Source organism: Burkholderia sp. CCA53, from assembly GCF_001685525.1.
In the GTDB taxonomy this organism is placed as follows: Bacteria; Pseudomonadota; Gammaproteobacteria; order Burkholderiales; family Burkholderiaceae; genus Burkholderia; species Burkholderia multivorans.
In genome coordinates this window covers 2,831,202-2,848,403 of sequence record NZ_BDDJ01000001.1, presented here as the reverse complement: position 1 = coordinate 2,848,403, position 17,202 = coordinate 2,831,202, and the positions used below count along the sequence as shown (strand labels likewise).

The following is a 17,202-nucleotide window of genomic DNA, read 5'->3' as shown; positions in this document are numbered from 1 at the left end:
TCGCGCGATCGGGTTCAGGTGCCGCCGGCCGGCGTGTTGGCCGCGGTCAGGCGCTCGCCGCCGCCGGCGTCGAGCCAGTTGCGCAGGCGCGACGCATCGGCGAAACGCGAATACTTGCCGAACGAATCGAGCAGCACCATCACGACCGGGCGGCCGTGAATCGTCGCCTGCATCACCAGGCATTCGCCGGCCTCGTTGATGAAGCCCGTCTTCTGCAGACCGATATCCCACGAGCCGTTGCCGCGGATCAGCGCGTTCGTGCTGTTGTAGACGAGATTGCGCTTGCCCGTATAGACCTCGTAGGTGCGATCGGTCGAGAACTTGCGGATCAGCGGATACTGATACGCGGCGTTGACCATCTTCACGAGATCGCGCGCGCTCGACACGTTCGAGCTCGACAGCCCCGTCGAATTCTCGAAGTGCGTATCCGTCATCCCGAGCGCCTTCGCCTTCGCGTTCATCGCCGCGATGAAGGCCGGACGGCCGCCCGGGTAATAGCGCGACAGCGCGGCCGCCGCGCGGTTTTCCGACGCCATCAACGCGATGTGCAGCATGTCTTCCCGCGACAGCACCGAGCCGACCGACAGGCGCGAGCCCGTGCCCTTCTCGTAGTCGCGGTCTTCGTCGGTGACTTCGATCTGCTCGGTCATCGGCGCTTTCGAATCGAGCACGACCATCGCGGTCATCAGCTTCGAGATCGACGCGATCGGCACGACGGCGTGCGAGTTCTTGTCGAACAGCGGCTCGCCGGTGTTCTGGTCGACGACATACGCGACGCTCGAACGCAGCGCGAGCGCGTCCGGCGTGTCATGCAGGCCGAAGGCCTGGCCGACCGTCGGCTGACGCGGCTGGAACGCAACGCGGCGCACCGCGCCATGGTGGCCGCCGCGCACGTTCGCCGCGAGCGTCACGCGCTTGCGCGACGCCTTCGCGCGCGGCGCCTCGGCCGCAGCGACCTTCGCGGATTTGCCGGATGCCGCCTTCTGCTTCGCGGGCGAAGCGGCTTTCTTGGCGGCGTGGTGAGTCTTCGCAGTGGCGGCAAAGGCGTCAGCGGGCGTGACGGACGCGGCGGTCGCGAGCAGCGCGACGGCGACCGACACAGCCGTGCCGAGCGTCATGCTCTGCAACAATCTGCGCGGTGAAAACGATTCGGCTTTCATTGGGGTCTGGACAAAGCGGGCGGGAGGGTTCCGCCAGTGTAGTTAAAGCTGAAAAAAAGAGCAATATTAGGCACTTACCGAGCGTCGTTAAACCGAATTGTAAGCGTCCGCCAACATTCGGTCGATCGACCTGCGCGCTTCCATCGAAAAAAATCATCGATACGGCGCGACAGCGGCCGTCTCCCGATTACCGCACGGTTAATTGAGATAACGTCACTTCGGGGGCGTTTTAAAGCGGGGTTACTACGTAGTCCGCGCCAGGCCTGCCGCGGCGCGGGCTCGGCACGGGCGAAGGCACGTCGCCACGGGCGCGTGTGTCGAAACGGCGCGCATTTCGACACGGACATAAGCATAACGTTCCACGCGCGTGCGCGGTTTACCTGCGCGCGATCATGGTGCGCCGCGCGCCGGGGCACGCGCCGTGCACCAGCGTGGACAGCCGCTGAAACCGATTCCGGAACGCGGCGGTAAGCCGTTGTTTTGTCGATAATTTGTCATTATTGTGCAATGCACAAAAAATGCTTGACAAGGTTTTTCTCTGCCCTAAAATAGGCTCCATTGCTGCGTTGCACAAAGCACGTCGCCGCAAGATTCCCCAGCGCAGTGCCCTTTACCCCGCGATCGACGCGATCGCTTTCCAGGAGCTTGACATGTCCTTGCTGACCCCCGAGCAAATCGCCGCCGCCCAAAAAGCCAACCTCGAGAGCCTGTTCGGTCTGACCACCAAGGCGTTCGAAGGCGTCGAAAAGCTGATCGAACTCAACCTTCAGGTCGTGAAGTCGACGCTGGCCGAAGGCCAGGAAAACGCACAGCGTCTGCTGTCGGTGAAGGATGCGCAGGAACTGATCGCGCTGCAGGCGAGCCTGACGCAGCCGGTCGCGGAAAAGGTGCTGTCGTACGGCCGTCATCTCTACGAAATCGCGTCGGCCACGCAAGCCGAGTTCGCGAAGGTCGCCGAAGCGCAATTCGAAGAGCAGAACAGGAAGGTGCAGGCGCTCGTCGACAACGTCGCGAAGAACGCACCGGCCGGTTCGGAAACGGCTGTCGCCGCGCTGAAGTCGGCGCTGAACGCCGCGAACACGACGTACGAAACGGTCCAGAAGGCCACGAAGCAGGCCGTCGAGATCGCCGAGACGAACTTCAACGCAGCCGCTGCGGTCGCGTCGAAGGCTGCGACCGCCGCTGCGTCGCGCCGCACGAGCAAGCCGGCCGCGTAAGCGTCCTCTGCTCCCGGAAAGAGCCGCGCACTGCGCGGCTTTTTTCATTTCCGTGACCCGTCCTGAAATAGGTTGACACTTTTTCGCCGAGACGAAGAGGTGGCAAGTGGAACAAGGGATCAAGCGGACGCAGCGGGACTACAGCTTGGCTTTTAAGCTATCGGTGGTGGCCCAAGTCGAAAAAGGCGAGCTGACGTATAAAGAGGCGCAGCGGCGCTACGGCATCCAAGGACGCTCGACCGTGCTGGTATGGTTACGTAAGCACGGCTTGCAGGATTGGGCCGATCCATCCGGCCGTGCGCGATCGGGTTCTACTATGTCAAAGCAAGACGCCAAGCCGCTCACGCCGGAGCAGCGCATCAAGGAATTGGAAACGCAGCTGCGAGAGGCACAGGAGAAAGCTGCGTTGTTCGAGGCCGTGCTCGACGTGATGCGCAAGGACTACGGGATCACCGTAAAAAAGCCTTCGGGCAGGTCGTCGCGCAAAAGCGGATCAAAAAGCTGAGCGTCGAACGAGCCTGCCGCTACATGGGCATCAGCCGGCAAGCGTATTACAAGCGATGTCGCAGCGAGGAACGCCGCAGCACGCAAGCCGAAGTCGTGACGACGCTGGTGCGCGATATACGGCTGCGCCAACCGAGACTCGGGGCACGAAAGCTGCACCATCTGCTCGGGCCTGTCTTGGGTGAGCGCGGCATCAAGCTCGGGCGAGATCGATTGTTCGATGTGCTGCGCGCCGCGCGCCTGTTGGTCGTGCCACACCGGGCGTACCACAAGACGACGCAGAGCCATCATCGCTTCCGGCGACATCCGAATCTGCTTAAACCCGGGCCGGATCAGGTCGTGCCGACTGGGCCCGAACAAGTGTGGGTGGCCGACATCACCTATCTGCCCACGGCTGGCCCGTTCGTGTACCTGAGCCTGATTACCGATGCGTTCTCGCGCAAGATCGTCGGTCATCACGTTCACGACAGCCTACAGACCGAACAGGTCAGTCAGGCGCTGAAGAAGGCGTTGCGCACGCGCCAGACCAGCCAGCCCTTGATCCATCATTCCGATCGTGGGATCCAGTACTGCTCGACCTACTATCAGGACATCCATCGGCGTCACGGCTTGCGCTGTTCGATGACGGACGGCTACGACTGCTATCAAAATGCGCTGGCCGAGCGGGTCAACGGCATCCTCAAGGGTGAGTTCTTGCTGCAGCGTCCTGCTGACCTCGAGCAGGCCACCAAGATGGTCGAACAGTCCGTGCGCACCTACAACCACGAGCGGCCACATGCTGCCCTGAAATACAAAACGCCCGATGCGGTGCATCGGGCGTTCTAGCGTACGGATACTGTCAACCTATTCTAGGACTTGACACCGCCGCTCGCGCAGGCGCCGGACCGGCGCGACCGGCGCCCGATCCAACGAAAAACGCCGCCTGCCGGAAAGCCCGGGCAGGCGGCGTTCGTTTCGACCGGCGCGCGGCCGGTCGTGCGCGTTACTTCTTGCGCTGCGGCGGCAGGTCCGTGCAGACGCCTTCGTACAGTTCGGCAGCCATGCCGACCGATTCGCCGAGCGTCGGGTGCGGGTGAATCGTCTTGCCGATGTCTTCGGCGTCCGCGCCCATTTCGACCGCGAGGCACACTTCGCTGATCAGATCGCCCGCGTTCAGGCCGACGATACCGCCGCCGATCACGCGATGCGTCTCCTCGTCGAAGATCAGCTTCGTGAAGCCTTCGTCGCGGCCGTTCGCGATCGCGCGGCCCGATGCGGCCCACGGGAACACGGCCTTGCCGTACTTGATGCCTTCGGCCTTGCACTGATCTTCCGTCTTGCCGGCCCACGCGACTTCCGGATCCGTATAGGCGACGGACGGAATCTGCAGCGCATCGAAGTACGCCTTTTCGCCGTGTGCGGCTTCGGCGGCGACGTGGCCTTCATGGACGGCCTTGTGCGCGAGCATCGGCTGGCCGACGATGTCGCCGATCGCGAAGATGTGCGGGACGTTCGTGCGCATCTGCTTGTCGACTTCGATGAAGCCGCGGTCCGTGACGGCGACGCCCGCCTTGTCGGCACCGATCTTCTTGCCGTTCGGGCTGCGGCCGACCGCGACGAGCACGAGGTCGTAGCGCTGCGGTTCCGCCGGCGCCTTCTCGCCTTCGAACTTCACGTAGATGCCGTCTTCCTTCGCTTCCGCGCCGACCGTCTTGGTCTTCAGCATCACGTTGCCGAAGCGCTTCGCGTTGTACTTTTCCCAGACCTTCACGAGATCGCGGTCTGCGCCCATCATCAGGCCGTCCATCATTTCGACGACGTCGATTTCGGCGCCGAGCGTCGAATAGACCGTCGCCATTTCGAGGCCGATGATGCCGCCGCCGATCACGAGCATCCGCTTCGGCAGCTGGCGCAGCTCGAGCGCACCCGTCGAATCGACGACGCGCGGATCTTCCGGCATGAACGGCAGCTTCACGGCCTGCGAGCCCGCGGCGATGATCGCCTGCTTGAACTTGACGACCTTCTTGCCGTTTTCGCCCTGCACTTCCATGTGATGCGGATCGACGAACGTGCCGACGCCGGTCACGACTTCGACCTTGCGCGCCTTTGCCATACCGGCGAGGCCCGTCGTCAGCTTCTTGACGACGCCGCCCTTGAAGTCGCGCAGCTTGTCGAGGTCGACCTGCGGCTTGCCGAACGAGATGCCGTGCGCCGCGAGCGCCTCGGCTTCCTCGACGACGAGCGCCGTGTGCAGCAGCGCCTTCGACGGGATGCAGCCGACGTTCAGGCACACGCCGCCGAGCGTCGGGTAGCGCTCGACGAGCACCGTCTTCATGCCGAGGTCGGCCGCGCGGAACGCGGCCGAGTAGCCGCCGGGGCCGGCGCCGAGCACGAGCATGTCGCACTCGATGTCGGCTGCGCCCGCATAGCTGCCCGCTTGCGGCGCGGGTGCCGGTGCGGCTGCGGGGGCGGCCGCCGGCGCGGCTGCGGCGGGCTTGGCCGGCTCCGGCGCTTTCGCCGGTGCCGGGGCGGCTGCGCCTTCCGCTGCTTCGACGAGCGCGATGATCGTGCCTTGCGAGACCTTGTCGCCGGCCTTGATCTTGATTTCCTTGACGGTGCCGGCGACGTCGCTCGGCACTTCCATGGAGGCCTTGTCCGATTCGAGCGTGATGAGCGTCTGCTCTTTTTCGATCACGTCGCCCGGCTTCACGTTGACTTCGATGACATCGACGCCGCTGAAATCTCCGATATCCGGAACCTTGACTTCGATGAGACTCATATACGTCCCCTTCTTGTTTAGCTGCAGAGAGAGGAAGGGAAACTCGCATTGAACTACGGCCTGACCGGAGCACGCCGACACCGGCAGTACCCCCTTTGCCGTCCGCCCAAGGACGCGCCTTTCTTTTGGTTACTTTTCTTTGGCAAGACAAAGAAAAGTGACCGCCGCCCCGCGCAGGGGCGACGCCGGCAGACCGTCAAGAAAGCGAGTTCAACGACAGGGCGCGGATCACCGACATGCGGCCCGCGCCCCTGCGAGCACCCCTCAGCTCATCAAAGAATCACCCGACGGAAGTCGCCGAGCAACGACCCCAGATACGCATTGAACCGCGCGGCCTCCGCGCCATCGATCACACGATGGTCATACGACAGCGACAGCGGCAGCGTCAGGCGCGGCACGAACTGCTTGCCGTCCCACACCGGCTTCATCTGGCCGCGCGACAAGCCGAGGATCGCGACTTCCGGCGCGTTGATGATCGGCGTGAAATGCGTGCCGCCGATCCCGCCGAGCGACGAGATCGAGAAGCAGCCGCCCTGCATCTGGTCCGGCTTCAGCTTGCCTTCGCGCGCGGCCTTCGACAGCTCTGCCATTTCCTTCGCGATTTCGACGAGGCCCTTCTTGTCCGCATCGCGGATCACCGGCACGACGAGACCGTTCGGCGTGTCGGCCGCGAAACCGATGTGGTAGTACTGCTTGAACACCAGGTTGTCGCCGTCGAGGCTCGCGTTGAAGGTCGGGAACTTCTTCAGCGCGGCGACGACCGCCTTGATCACGAATGCGAGCATCGTGAACTTCACGCCCGCCTTCTCGTGCTCCTTGTTCAGCTGCACGCGCAGCGCTTCGAGATCGGTGATGTCGGCTTCGTCGTTGTTCGTGACGTGCGGGATCATCACCCAGTTGCGATGCAGGTTCGCGCCCGAGATCTTCTTGATGCGCGACAGCGGCTTCGACTCGAACGGGCCGAACTTCGAGAAGTCGACCTTCGGCCACGGCAGCAGGTTCAGCTCGCCGCCGCCGGCCGGCGCGACCGCTGCGGCCGGTGCCGCCTGCTGGCCCGTCATCACGCCCTTCACGAACGCCGTGACGTCTTCCTTCGTGATGCGGCCCTTCGGACCGCTGCCCTGCACGCGCGACACGTCGACGCCCAGTTCGCGCGCGAACTTGCGCACCGACGGCGACGCGTGGCTCGCACGGTGTTCGCCCGACGGTGCGGCAGCGGCCGACGCGGCAGCCGGTGCCGCGGCCTTCGCCGGTGCCGGTGCCGGTGCCGGAGCAGGCGCAGCGGCCGGAGCGGCGGCGGCCGGCGCCGGTGCGCTCGCCTGCGGCGCCGCAGCGGCCGGCGCTGCGCCGGCGGCCTCGAGCAGCACGATCAGCGTGCCTTCCGACACGGTGTCGCCGACCTTCACCTTGATGTCCTTCACGACGCCGGCGGCCGGGCTCGGCACGTCCATCGTCGCCTTGTCCGATTCGAGCGTGACGAGCGACTGCTCCTTCTCGACCGTGTCGCCGACCTTCACGCCGATCTCGATCACCGGCACGTCCTTGTAGTCGCCGATGTCGGGCACCTTCACTTCGAGCGTGCCGCCCGATGCGGCGGGCGCAGCGGCCGGTGCGGCAGGCGCGGCAGCCGGAGCCGGCGCGGACGCCTGGGCCGGTGCGGCCGCCGGCGCAGCGGCGCCGTTCGGCTGCGCGGCGGCGCCCCCTTCGAGCAGGATGATCAGCGTGCCTTCCGACACGGCGTCGCCCACCTTGACCTTCACTTCCTTGACCGTGCCCGCGGCGGGGCTCGGCACGTCCATCGTCGCCTTGTCGGACTCGAGCGTGACGAGCGACTGCTCGGGCTCGACCGTGTCGCCCGCTTTCACGAGCACCTCGATGACGGGCACGTCCTTGTAATCGCCGATATCCGGCACCTTCACTTCGATCGCTTGACTCATCTGTCTGTGTCTCCAGGACCGCGCGCCTCCCCGCGAGGCGGCGCGCGGCATCACGCGGCGCGTGTCGTTAAACGGTCATCGGGTTCGGCTTCGACGGATCGAGGTTGTACTTCGCGATCGCGTCGGCGACGATCTTGCGATCGATCGTGCCCTCGTCGGCCAGCGCGTTCAGCGCGGCCACCGTCACCCAGTAGCGGTCGACTTCGAAGAAGTGACGCAGCTTCTCACGCGTATCCGAACGGCCGTAGCCGTCGGTGCCGAGCACGACGTAGCGGCGATCGATCTGGCCGCGGATCTGGTCGGCCAGCGCACGCACGTAGTCGGTCGAGGCGATGACCGGGCCCTGCGTGTCCTTCAGGCACTTCTGCACGTGCGACAGGCGACGCTCCTCGGTCGGGTGCAGCAGGTTCCAGCGCTCGACGTCGTGGCCTTCGCGCGCGAGCTCGGTGAAGCTCGGCACGCTCCACAGATCGGCGGCGACGCCCCAGTCCTTCTTCAGCAGATCGGCGGCGGCGATCACTTCGTTGAAGATCGTGCCCGCGCCGAGCAGCTGCACGCGCGGCGCCTTCGCGTTGGCGTCCGCCTTGCGGAACGCGTACATGCCCTTGATGATGTCGGCCGCCACGTGCTCGCCCTGCGGAATCGCCGGGTGCTCGTAGTTCTCGTTCATCACCGTGATGTAGTAGTACACGTCTTCCTGATCCTGCACCATCCGGCGCAGGCCGTCCTGGATGATGACGGCGAGCTCGTAGCCGAACGTCGGGTCGTAGCTGACGCAGTTCGGCACCGATGCCGCCCACAGCAGCGAGTGACCGTCTTCGTGCTGCAGACCTTCGCCGTTCAGCGTCGTGCGGCCCGCGGTGCCGCCGAGCAGGAAGCCGCGCGAACGCATGTCGCCGGCCGCCCATGCCAGATCGCCGATCCGCTGGAAGCCGAACATCGAGTAGAAGATGTAGAACGGCACCATGATCTCGCCGTGCGTCGAATACGACGTCGCCGCCGCGATCCAGTCACACATGCCGCCCGCTTCGTTGATGCCTTCCTGCAGAATCTGGCCGGTCTGCGATTCCTTGTAGAACATCAGCTGATCGGAATCTTCCGGCACGTACTTCTGGCCTTCCTGGTTCCAGATGCCGATCTGGCGGAACAGGCCTTCCATGCCGAACGTGCGCGACTCGTCCGGGACGATCGGCACCACGCGCTTGCCGAGCGCCTTGTCCTTCAGCAGGATGTTCAGGATCCGCACGAACGCCATCGTCGTCGAGATCTCGCGGCCTTCGCCCGTGCCCTTGAGCAGCGGCTCGAACGCGTCGAGCGCCGGCACCGGCAGCGATGCCGCCTTCTGGCGACGCTGCGGCAGGTAGCCGCCGAGGTCCATGCGCTTCTGGCGCATGTATTCGAGTTCCTTCGAGCCTTCCTCGAACTTCAGATACGGCACGTCGGCGATCTGCTCGTCGGTGATCGGCAGGCGGAACTGGTCGCGGAACTTCTTCAGTTGCTCGACCGGCAGCTTCTTCTGCTGGTGCGTGATGTTCATCGCCTGACCGGACTCGCCCATCCCGTAGCCCTTGATGGTCTTCGCGAGGATGACGGTCGGCGCGCCCTTCGTGTGCGTCGCTTCATGGAACGCCGCGTAGATCTTGTGCGGATCGTGGCCGCCGCGGTTCAGGTTCCAGATGTCGTCGTCGGACCAGTCGGCGACGAGCGCCTTCAGCTCCGGCGTGTTGAAGAAGTGCTCGCGGACGAACGCGCCCGACTCCGACTTGTACGTCTGGTATTCGCCGTCGACGACTTCCATCATCCGGCGCATCAGCGCGCCCGTCTTGTCGCGTGCGAACAGCGCATCCCAGCGGCTGCCCCAGATCACCTTGATGACGTTCCAGCCGGCGCCGCGGAATTCCGATTCCAGCTCCTGGATGATCTTGCCGTTGCCGCGCACCGGGCCGTCGAGACGCTGCAGGTTGCAGTTGATCACGAACACGAGGTTGTCGAGCTTCTCGCGGCTCGCCATCCCGATCGCGCCGAGCGATTCCGGTTCGTCGGTCTCGCCGTCGCCGAGGAACGCCCACACCTTGCGGCCTTCCGTCTTCGCGATGCCGCGCGCCTCGAGGTACTTCATGAAGCGCGCCTGATAGATCGCCATGATCGGGCCGAGACCCATCGACACGGTCGGGAACTGCCAGAAGTCCGGCATCAGCCACGGGTGCGGGTACGACGAGATGCCGTTGCCGCCGACTTCCTGGCGGAAGTTGTCGAGCTGCTCCTCGGTCAGGCGGCCGAGCAGGAACGCGCGCGAGTACACGCCCGGCGACGAGTGGCCCTGCACGAACACGAGATCGCCGCCGTGCTGGTCGGACGGGGCGTGCCAGAAATGGTTGTAGCCGACGTCGTAGAGCGTCGCGGCCGACGCGAACGACGCAATGTGGCCGCCGACGTTCGTGTCCTTGCCGGCGCGCAGCACCATCGCGAGCGCGTTCCAGCGCGTGTACGAGCGGATGCGGTGCTCGATGTCCTGGTCGCCCGGAATCTTGGCCTGGGCTTCGACCGGAATCGTGTTGATGTACGGGGTGTTCGCGGAAAACGGCAGATGTTCGCCATGCATGCGTGCGAATTCGATCTGCTTTTCGATCAGGTAGTGCGCGCGGCCGGTACCCACGGAGGAGATCACGCCGTCCAGCGCCTCGAGCCATTCAACGGTTTCCTGCGGGTCGTCGTCACGCTCGGCGGCGACATACTTCATCACTTCGTTCGGTACAGCGGACATTCTCGTCTCCTGGGTCCTGGAATGTGAGGATCGCTCTCGTGCAGACGACGCGGCGCGGCCGGCTGCGGGCAAGCTCAGCGGATTGTAATGAGCGTGCCGGGCCGCACGCAACAAAATTTTCGAATTATGAGATCTTTTCTCGTAATGCGGAATATTGCTGCGCTGCACCCATGCCGCGGGGCGCTGCGGCCCGCGCCGGCCGCATAAATTCGTTTCGGCTCAACATATCGGGTATAGGTTTTCCATGTATTGCGCTGCGCTACAATCCTGCCATGTTGACCGATCGGCTTTTCGCACGCTCGGCGCGACCGTCGGGCCCGCCGGCGGAGTCGCAGCCGTCCCGTTGGCACCACGGACCGTGGTGGTCCAATTCCTATTTGCTGACGCCGCTGCTGTCGATCCTCGTGTTCCTCGTGGTGATGAGCCTCATTCTATGGAGCCTCAACCGCCGGGAACAGCAGCAGCAGGAAGACACGCTGTTCCGTAACGTCGCGTGGGCGCAGCAGCAGATCCGGCTGTCGATGACGGGCGCGCAGGAACAGCTGCAGGCGCTGTCGCGCGACCTCGCGTCGGGGCGCCTCGACCAGAACGCGTTCCAGATGGCCGTCGCGGACGTCATGCAGACGCATCCGGAAATCCTCTATCTGAACTGGTATACGGCGCCCGGCGTGCAGCGCTGGCCGACCGTGCATCCGCCGCTGCTCGGCCAGCGGCTCGCGAAGCCCGGCGACGCGCAGCTGCAGGACGCGGTGCGCGGCGCCTACGACGAAGCGCGCAGCTCGCGCCGCCAGGCGTATTCGCCGCTGATCTACGACGACTTCGGCAACGGCTACATCACGCTGCAGACGCCCGTGATGCGCGGCGACCGCGACTATCTCGGCTCGCTCGCCGCGGTGTTCTCGGTCGAGGGCATCCTGAAGCACGACATCCCGCAGGAACTGTCGTCGAAGTACAAGATCTCGATCACCGACGCGAACAACCGCGAACTGTCGTCGACTTCCACGCGCCCGCGCCTGCCGCGCGACTCGCACTACGACCTGCCGCTCGATCCGCCCGGCCAGGGGCTCACGGTGCGCGTCTACGCGTTCCCGCAGCTCACGAACCTGACCAACAACACGCTCGTGTGGCTCGTCGCCGGCCTGTCGTGCTTCGTGCTGTGGAGCCTCTGGAGCCTGTGGAAGCACACGCGCCAGCGCTTCGAGGCGCAGCAGGCGCTCTACGCGGAAGCGTTCTTCCGCCGTGCGATGGAAAACTCGGTGCTGATCGGCATGCGCGTGCTCGACATGCACGGCCGCATCACGCACGTGAACCCCGCGTTCTGCCGCATGACGGGCTGGGACGAAAGCGATCTGGTCGGCAAGGTCGCACCGTTCCCCTACTGGCCGCGCGATGCGTATCCCGAAATGCAGCGCCAGCTCGACATGACGCTGCGCGGCAAGGCGCCGAGCTCGGGCTTCGAGCTGCGCGTGCGGCGCAAGAACGGCACGCTGTTCCACGCACGGCTCTACGTCTCGCCGCTGATCGACAGCTCGGGGCGCCAGACCGGCTGGATGTCGTCGATGACCGACATCACCGAGCCGAAGCGCGCGCGCGAGGAGCTCGCGGCCGCGCACGAGCGCTTCACGACGGTGCTCGAAAGCCTCGACGCCGCGGTGTCGGTGCTCGCGGCCGACGAAGCCGAGCTGCTGTTCGCGAACCGCTACTACCGCCACCTGTTCGGGATCCGCCCGGACGGCCATCTCGAGCTGTCGGGCGGCGGCTTCGACCGCGCGCAGGCGTCGTCCGATTCGATCGACATGGTCGATGCGTTCGCGGGCCTGCCGGCCACCGCGCTGACGAACACCGCGGCCGACGCGCAGGAGGTGTACGTCGAAAGCATCCAGAAATGGTTCGAGGTGCGCCGCCAGTACATCCAGTGGGTCGACGGCCACCTCGCGCAGATGCAGATCGCGACCGACATCACGACCCGCAAGAAGGCGCAGGAACTCGCGCATCAGCAGGAAGAAAAGCTGCAGTTCACGAGCCGGCTGATGACGATGGGCGAAATGGCGTCGTCGATCGCGCACGAACTGAACCAGCCGCTCGCGGCGATCAACAACTACTGCTCCGGCACGCTCGCGCTCGTGAAGAGCGGCCGCGGCACGCCGGAGATGCTGCAGCCGGCGCTCGAAAAGACCGCCCAGCAGGCGCTGCGCGCGGGCATGATCGTCAAGCGGATCCGCGAATTCGTGAAGCGCAGCGAGCCGAAGCGCCAGCCGGCGCGCGTCGCGGACATCGTCGCCGATGCGGTCGGGCTCGCCGAAATCGAGGCCAGGAAGCGCAGGATTCGGATCGTCACCGAAATCCTCGCAAGAATGCCTATTATTTATGTCGACCCCGTGCTGATCGAGCAAGTGCTCGTGAACCTGATGAAGAACGCGGCCGAAGCGATGGCAGACGTGAAGCCGCCGTCGGCCGACGGCGTGATTCGCGTCGTCGCCGACATCGACGCCGGCTTCGTCGACATTCGCGTGATCGATCAGGGGCCCGGCGTCGACGAAGCGACGGCCGAGCGCCTGTTCGAACCGTTTTACAGCACCAAGTCCGACGGCATGGGCATGGGGCTGAACATCTGCCGTTCGATCATCGAATCGCATCGGGGGCGCCTGTGGGTGGTCAACAACGTCGAGCCGGACGGCCGCATTTCCGGCGCGACGTTCCACTGCAGCCTGCCCATTGGGGAACCCGCTGATCTCGGCCAAGGGGGGTCCGAGACATCGGCATCACATACCGTTACGGGAGAACTATGAATAGTCCTGTCACCACCACCCAGGAAACCGTCTTTGTCGTCGACGACGACGAGGCCGTGCGGGACTCGCTGCGCTGGCTGCTGGAGGCGAACGGCTATCGCGTGCAATGCTTCTCGAGCGCGGAGCAGTTTCTCGACGCGTATCAGCCCGCGCAGCAGGCCGGCCAGATCGCGTGCCTGATCCTCGACGTGCGGATGTCGGGTATGAGCGGCCTCGAACTGCAGGAGCGTCTGATCGCCGACAATGCCGCGCTGCCCATCATCTTCGTCACCGGTCACGGCGACGTGCCGATGGCCGTGTCGACGATGAAAAAGGGTGCGATGGACTTTATCGAGAAACCGTTCGACGAAGCGGAACTGCGCAAGCTCGTCGAGCGGATGCTCGACAAGGCCCGAAGCGAAAGCAAGAGCGTGCAGGAACAGCGCGCCGCGAGCGAGCGCCTGTCGAAGCTGACCGCGCGCGAGCAGCAGGTGCTCGAGCGCATCATTGCAGGCCGCCTGAACAAGCAGATCGCCGACGATCTCGGGATCAGCATCAAGACGGTCGAAGCGCACCGCGCGAACATCATGGAAAAGCTCAACGTCAACACGGTAGCCGACCTGCTGCGCCTCGCGCTGTCGAAGAAGCCCGCCTGAACACGCGGCGCGCACGCCGGGCCGCGCGGCCCGGTGCGCCCGCTCCCCTTCCGCCCCGAGCGATACGGCCCTCTCGCTCGGGGCGGCGTTGCTTGCGGCGCCCGTGCGCGCCGATCATGACGCATTCCGCGCATTCGCTGTCGGACCGCGACAGGCGAACGGTATAATTGCGTGCTTTGCTGCGGCGTTTCCCGACGCCGCACGCCCGCATTCCAACTTCCCGGCAGAACCCACCACCATGACAGCCCTCCTCATCGACGGCAACGCCCTCTCGAAGACCTTGCGCGCGCAGGCCGCCGAACGCGCCGCCGCCCTGACCGCCCGCGGCCACCAGCCCGGCCTCGCGGTGATCCTCGTCGGCGACAACGCGGCGAGCGAAGTCTACGTGCGCAACAAGATCAAGGCGTGCGAGGACAACGGCTTCTTCTCGCAAAAGGACGCGTACCCGGCGACGCTGTCCGAGGCCGACCTGCTCGCGCGCATCGACGAACTGAACCGCGATCCGAAGATTCACGGGATCCTCGTGCAACTGCCGCTGCCCGCGCATATCGACAGCCACAAGGTGATCGAGGCGATTGCGCCCGAGAAGGACGTCGACGGCTTTCACGTCGCCAACGCCGGCGCACTGATGACGGGCAAGCCGCTGTTCCGCCCGTGCACGCCGTACGGCGTGATGAAGATGTTCGCCGCGCACGGCATTGCGCTGCAGGGTGCGAACGCGGTCGTGATCGGCCGCTCGAACATCGTCGGCAAGCCGATGGCGATGCTGCTGCTCGAAGCGGGCGCGACCGTGACGATCTGCCACAGCAAGACGCGCGACCTCGCCGCGCATACGCGGCAGGCCGACATCATCGTCGCCGCGGTCGGCAAGCGCAACATCCTGACCGCCGACATGGTGAAGCCGGGCGCGACCGTGATCGACGTCGGGATGAACCGCGACGACGCAGGCAAGCTGTGCGGCGACGTCGATTTCGCGGGCGTGAAGGAAGTCGCCGGCTACATCACGCCGGTGCCGGGCGGCGTCGGGCCGATGACGATCACGATGCTGCTGATCAACACGCTCGAATCGGCCGAGCGCGCCGCCGCGGCCGCCTGACCCCATGCCCGCCGGCGCGTGTGCGCGCCGGCTTCCTGCCGGCCGCCGCTCGGCGGCCCCCGCGCGAGCGCCGCTCGCCGCGCGCCTCGCCCATTGCGCAGTGCGTACGCGCCGCGCATCCGACCCTGCCTCAATCGCGCCGTTAGAAACTAACGATTGGAAAGCGCGCGACGCGCCCCAATAATGTCGGTATCGGCGCGCCTCGCGCCTCACCGTTTTCATCCCGGTTCATCCGGCAACAGACAGGGAGTCTTATGTCCGACAGCGCCCACACCAATCCGCTCCTCGATTTCTCCGGCCTGCCCCGCTTCGGCGAGATTCGCCCCGAACACGTGACGCCCGCGCTCGACGCACTGCTCGATGCCGCCAATCGCGCGGTCGAAACCGCGAGCGCGCCGGCGACGCCCGCAACCTGGGCCGACGTCGTCGAAACGGTCGAGCGTGCGACCGAGCCGCTCGGCCGCGCATGGGGTATCGTCGGCCACCTGAACGCGGTCGCCGATACGCCCGAGCTGCGCGCCGCGTACGGCGAAAACCTGCCGCGCGTGACTGAGTTCTGGTCGAGCGTCGGCCAGAATCTCGCGCTCTACGACAAGTACAAGGCGATCGCGGCCGGCGCCGAATATACGACGCTGTCCGCCGAGCGCAAGAAGATCCTCGACAACGCGCTGCGCGACTTCCGCCTGTCGGGCGCCGAGCTGCCCGAAGACCGGAAGCCGCGTTTCGCGGAACTGCAGGAGCAGCAGGCCGCGCTCGCGAAGGCGTTCTCCGATCACGTGCTCGACGCGACCAACGCGTATGCGTACTTCGCGCACGACGAAGCCGAACTGGCCGGCCTGCCGGGCGACGCGATCGAAGCCGCGCGCGAAGCGGCGCAGAAGGACGGCAAGGAAGGCTGGAAATTCACGCTGCACTTTCCCTCGTATTTCCCGGTGCTGCAGTACGCGGACAACCGCGCGATGCGCGAGGCGCTGTACCGCGCGTATGCGACGCGCGCCTCGGAGCTCGGCCCGCAGTACGGCGGCGGCAAGGCCGAATGGGACAACACCGCGATCGTCGCAGACGAACTGAAGCTGCGCCGCGAAGAGGCGCAGATGCTCGGCTACCGTAACTTCGCCGAAGTGTCGCTCGCGCCGAAGATGGCCGAGTCGCCGCAGCAGGTGATCGCGTTCCTCGAGGATCTCGCGACGCGCGCGCGTCCGCACGCGGAAAAGGACTGGGACGAGCTGCGCGCGTTCGCCTCGAAGGAACTCGGCCTCAGCGAACTCGCGCCGTGGGACGTCGCGTACGCGGCCGAGAAGCTGCGCCAGCAGCGCTATGCGTTCTCGGAAAACGAGGTCAAGCAGTACTTCCCGGAACCGGCCGTGCTGAAGGGTCTGTTCACCGTGACCGAGACGCTGTTCGGCGTGCAGATCAAGCCGGACGATGCGCCGGTCTGGCACAAGGACGTGCGCTTTTTCCGCGTCGAAAACCGCGACGGCTCCCTCGTCGCGCAGTTCTATCTCGATCTGTACGCACGCGAAGGCAAGCGCGGCGGTGCGTGGATGGACGACGCGCGTTCGCGCGCGAAGCGCGGCGACGGCGTGCAGACACCGGTCGCGTATCTGACCTGCAACTTCTCCGCGCCGGTCGGCGGCAAGCCCGCCTGCTTCACGCACGACGAAGTGATCACGCTGTTCCACGAATTCGGCCACGGGCTGCATCACATGCTCACGCGCGTCGACGAGCTCGGCGTGTCCGGCATCAACGGCGTCGAATGGGATGCGGTCGAGCTGCCGTCGCAGTTCATGGAGAACTTCTGCTGGGAATGGGACGTGCTGTCGTCGATGTCGTCGCACGTCGATACAGGCGCGTCGCTGCCGCGCGCGCTGTTCGACAAGATGATCGCCGCGAAGAACTTCCAGAGCGGGCTCGGCACGCTGCGCCAGATCGTGTTCTCGATGTTCGACATGCTGCTGCACGTCGATTTCGATCCGGCCGGCGCGCTCGCCGTGAACGACTTTGCGCGCGACATCAACGAGCGCTATCACGTGATCCCGCAGGCACCGTTCTCGCGCTGGCCGAACACGTTCAGCCACATCTTCGCGGGCGGCTACGCGGCCGGCTACTACAGCTACAAGTGGGCCGAAGTGCTGTCCGCCGACGCCTATGCGGCGTTCGAGGAAGCGGCCGCCGCGAACGGCAGCGTGCTCGATGCGGCAACCGGCACGCGCTATCGCCGCGAAATCCTCGAGGTCGGCGGCAGCCGCCCGGCGATGGATTCGTTCAAGGCATTCCGCGGCCGCGAGCCGAAGATCGACGCGCTGCTGCGTCATAACGGGATGGCCGCGCCCGCGCACTGA

Annotated in this window: 10 protein-coding genes and 1 pseudogene; 6 read left to right on the top strand and 5 right to left on the bottom strand. The window is 65.5% G+C overall.

Features of this window, described 5'->3' with window-relative positions:
* Nucleotides 1–14 precede the first annotated feature (14 nt).
* The gene (pbpG, locus tag BCR55_RS13180; RefSeq protein ID WP_006408170.1) at nt 15–1,160 is read right to left on the bottom strand and encodes a D-alanyl-D-alanine endopeptidase; all 1,146 of its coding nucleotides are present in this window, start codon (nt 1,158–1,160) and stop codon (nt 15–17) included.
* Nucleotides 1,161–1,810: 650 nt separating this feature from the next.
* Between pbpG and BCR55_RS13175 the strand changes: the two genes are divergently transcribed.
* Both BCR55_RS13175 and BCR55_RS13165 read left to right on the top strand, forming a co-directional pair.
* The gene (locus BCR55_RS13175; RefSeq protein WP_006408169.1) at nt 1,811–2,377 is read left to right on the top strand and encodes a phasin family protein; all 567 of its coding nucleotides are present in this window, start codon (nt 1,811–1,813) and stop codon (nt 2,375–2,377) included.
* Between the two features lie 106 nt (nt 2,378–2,483).
* Nucleotides 2,484–3,706 (top strand): IS3 family transposase gene (locus BCR55_RS13165; RefSeq protein ID WP_105775252.1). Its coding sequence is split into 2 segments (ribosomal slippage): nt 2,484–2,849 and nt 2,852–3,706, totalling 1,221 coding nucleotides; the frame shifts between segments, so codons are not numbered across the junction.
* 157 nt (nt 3,707–3,863) lie between these two features.
* Here the strand turns inward: BCR55_RS13165 and lpdA are convergent.
* The 4 genes and pseudogenes from lpdA to BCR55_RS33885 all read right to left on the bottom strand — a co-directional run.
* A complete protein-coding gene (gene lpdA / locus BCR55_RS13160) occupies nt 3,864–5,639 on the bottom strand; it encodes a dihydrolipoyl dehydrogenase (protein ID WP_006408168.1) in 1,776 nt (591 codons plus the stop codon).
* Nucleotides 5,640–5,911: 272 nt separating this feature from the next.
* Nucleotides 5,912–7,576, bottom strand: a complete 1,665-nt coding sequence (gene aceF / locus BCR55_RS13155; RefSeq protein WP_065494633.1) for a dihydrolipoyllysine-residue acetyltransferase — start codon at nt 7,574–7,576, stop codon at nt 5,912–5,914.
* 67 nt (nt 7,577–7,643) lie between these two features.
* Complete coding sequence (gene aceE, locus BCR55_RS13150) at nt 7,644–10,340, bottom strand: pyruvate dehydrogenase (acetyl-transferring), homodimeric type (protein WP_006401967.1); 2,697 nt, start codon at nt 10,338–10,340, stop codon at nt 7,644–7,646.
* Nucleotides 10,341–10,475: 135 nt separating this feature from the next.
* Nucleotides 10,476–10,693, bottom strand: a pseudogene (locus BCR55_RS33885) (hypothetical protein); the annotation flags it as partial.
* Here BCR55_RS33885 and fixL point away from each other — a divergent pair.
* The 4 genes from fixL to BCR55_RS13130 all read left to right on the top strand — a co-directional run bounded on the left by fixL (nt 10,613) and on the right by BCR55_RS13130 (nt 17,202).
* Entirely contained in the window at nt 10,613–13,129 is a 2,517-nt protein-coding gene (fixL, locus tag BCR55_RS13145) for an oxygen sensor histidine kinase FixL (protein WP_012213070.1), read from the top strand. The pseudogene BCR55_RS33885 and the gene fixL sit on opposite strands and share 81 nt — an antisense overlap.
* Nucleotides 13,126–13,764, top strand: a complete 639-nt coding sequence (fixJ, locus tag BCR55_RS13140; protein ID WP_006401970.1) for an oxygen response regulator transcription factor FixJ — start codon at nt 13,126–13,128, stop codon at nt 13,762–13,764. Before fixL ends, fixJ begins: the two co-directional genes overlap by 4 nt.
* Before the next feature lie 238 nt (nt 13,765–14,002).
* Entirely contained in the window at nt 14,003–14,860 is an 858-nt protein-coding gene (gene folD, locus BCR55_RS13135; RefSeq protein WP_035488310.1) for a bifunctional methylenetetrahydrofolate dehydrogenase/methenyltetrahydrofolate cyclohydrolase FolD, read from the top strand.
* Nucleotides 14,861–15,114: 254 nt separating this feature from the next.
* Nucleotides 15,115–17,202 carry a M3 family metallopeptidase gene (locus BCR55_RS13130; RefSeq protein ID WP_065494632.1) on the top strand — a complete coding sequence of 696 codons (2,088 nt, stop codon included), beginning with the start codon at nt 15,115–15,117 and terminating at the stop codon, nt 17,200–17,202.

What these genes read in the sequence shown, in the direction of transcription:
- pbpG (WP_006408170.1), bottom strand. Translation starts at nt 1,160, where the DNA reads ATGAAAGCCGAATCGTTTTCACCGCGCAGATTGTTGCAGAGCATGACG.
- BCR55_RS13175 (WP_006408169.1), top strand. Translation starts at nt 1,811, where the DNA reads ATGTCCTTGCTGACCCCCGAGCAAATCGCCGCCGCCCAAAAAGCCAAC.
- lpdA (WP_006408168.1), bottom strand. Translation starts at nt 5,639, where the DNA reads ATGAGTCTCATCGAAGTCAAGGTTCCGGATATCGGAGATTTCAGCGGC.
- aceF (WP_065494633.1), bottom strand. Translation starts at nt 7,576, where the DNA reads ATGAGTCAAGCGATCGAAGTGAAGGTGCCGGATATCGGCGATTACAAG.
- aceE (WP_006401967.1), bottom strand. Translation starts at nt 10,340, where the DNA reads ATGTCCGCTGTACCGAACGAAGTGATGAAGTATGTCGCCGCCGAGCGT.
- fixL (WP_012213070.1), top strand. Translation starts at nt 10,613, where the DNA reads ATGTTGACCGATCGGCTTTTCGCACGCTCGGCGCGACCGTCGGGCCCG.
- fixJ (WP_006401970.1), top strand. Translation starts at nt 13,126, where the DNA reads ATGAATAGTCCTGTCACCACCACCCAGGAAACCGTCTTTGTCGTCGAC.
- folD (WP_035488310.1), top strand. Translation starts at nt 14,003, where the DNA reads ATGACAGCCCTCCTCATCGACGGCAACGCCCTCTCGAAGACCTTGCGC.
- BCR55_RS13130 (WP_065494632.1), top strand. Translation starts at nt 15,115, where the DNA reads ATGTCCGACAGCGCCCACACCAATCCGCTCCTCGATTTCTCCGGCCTG.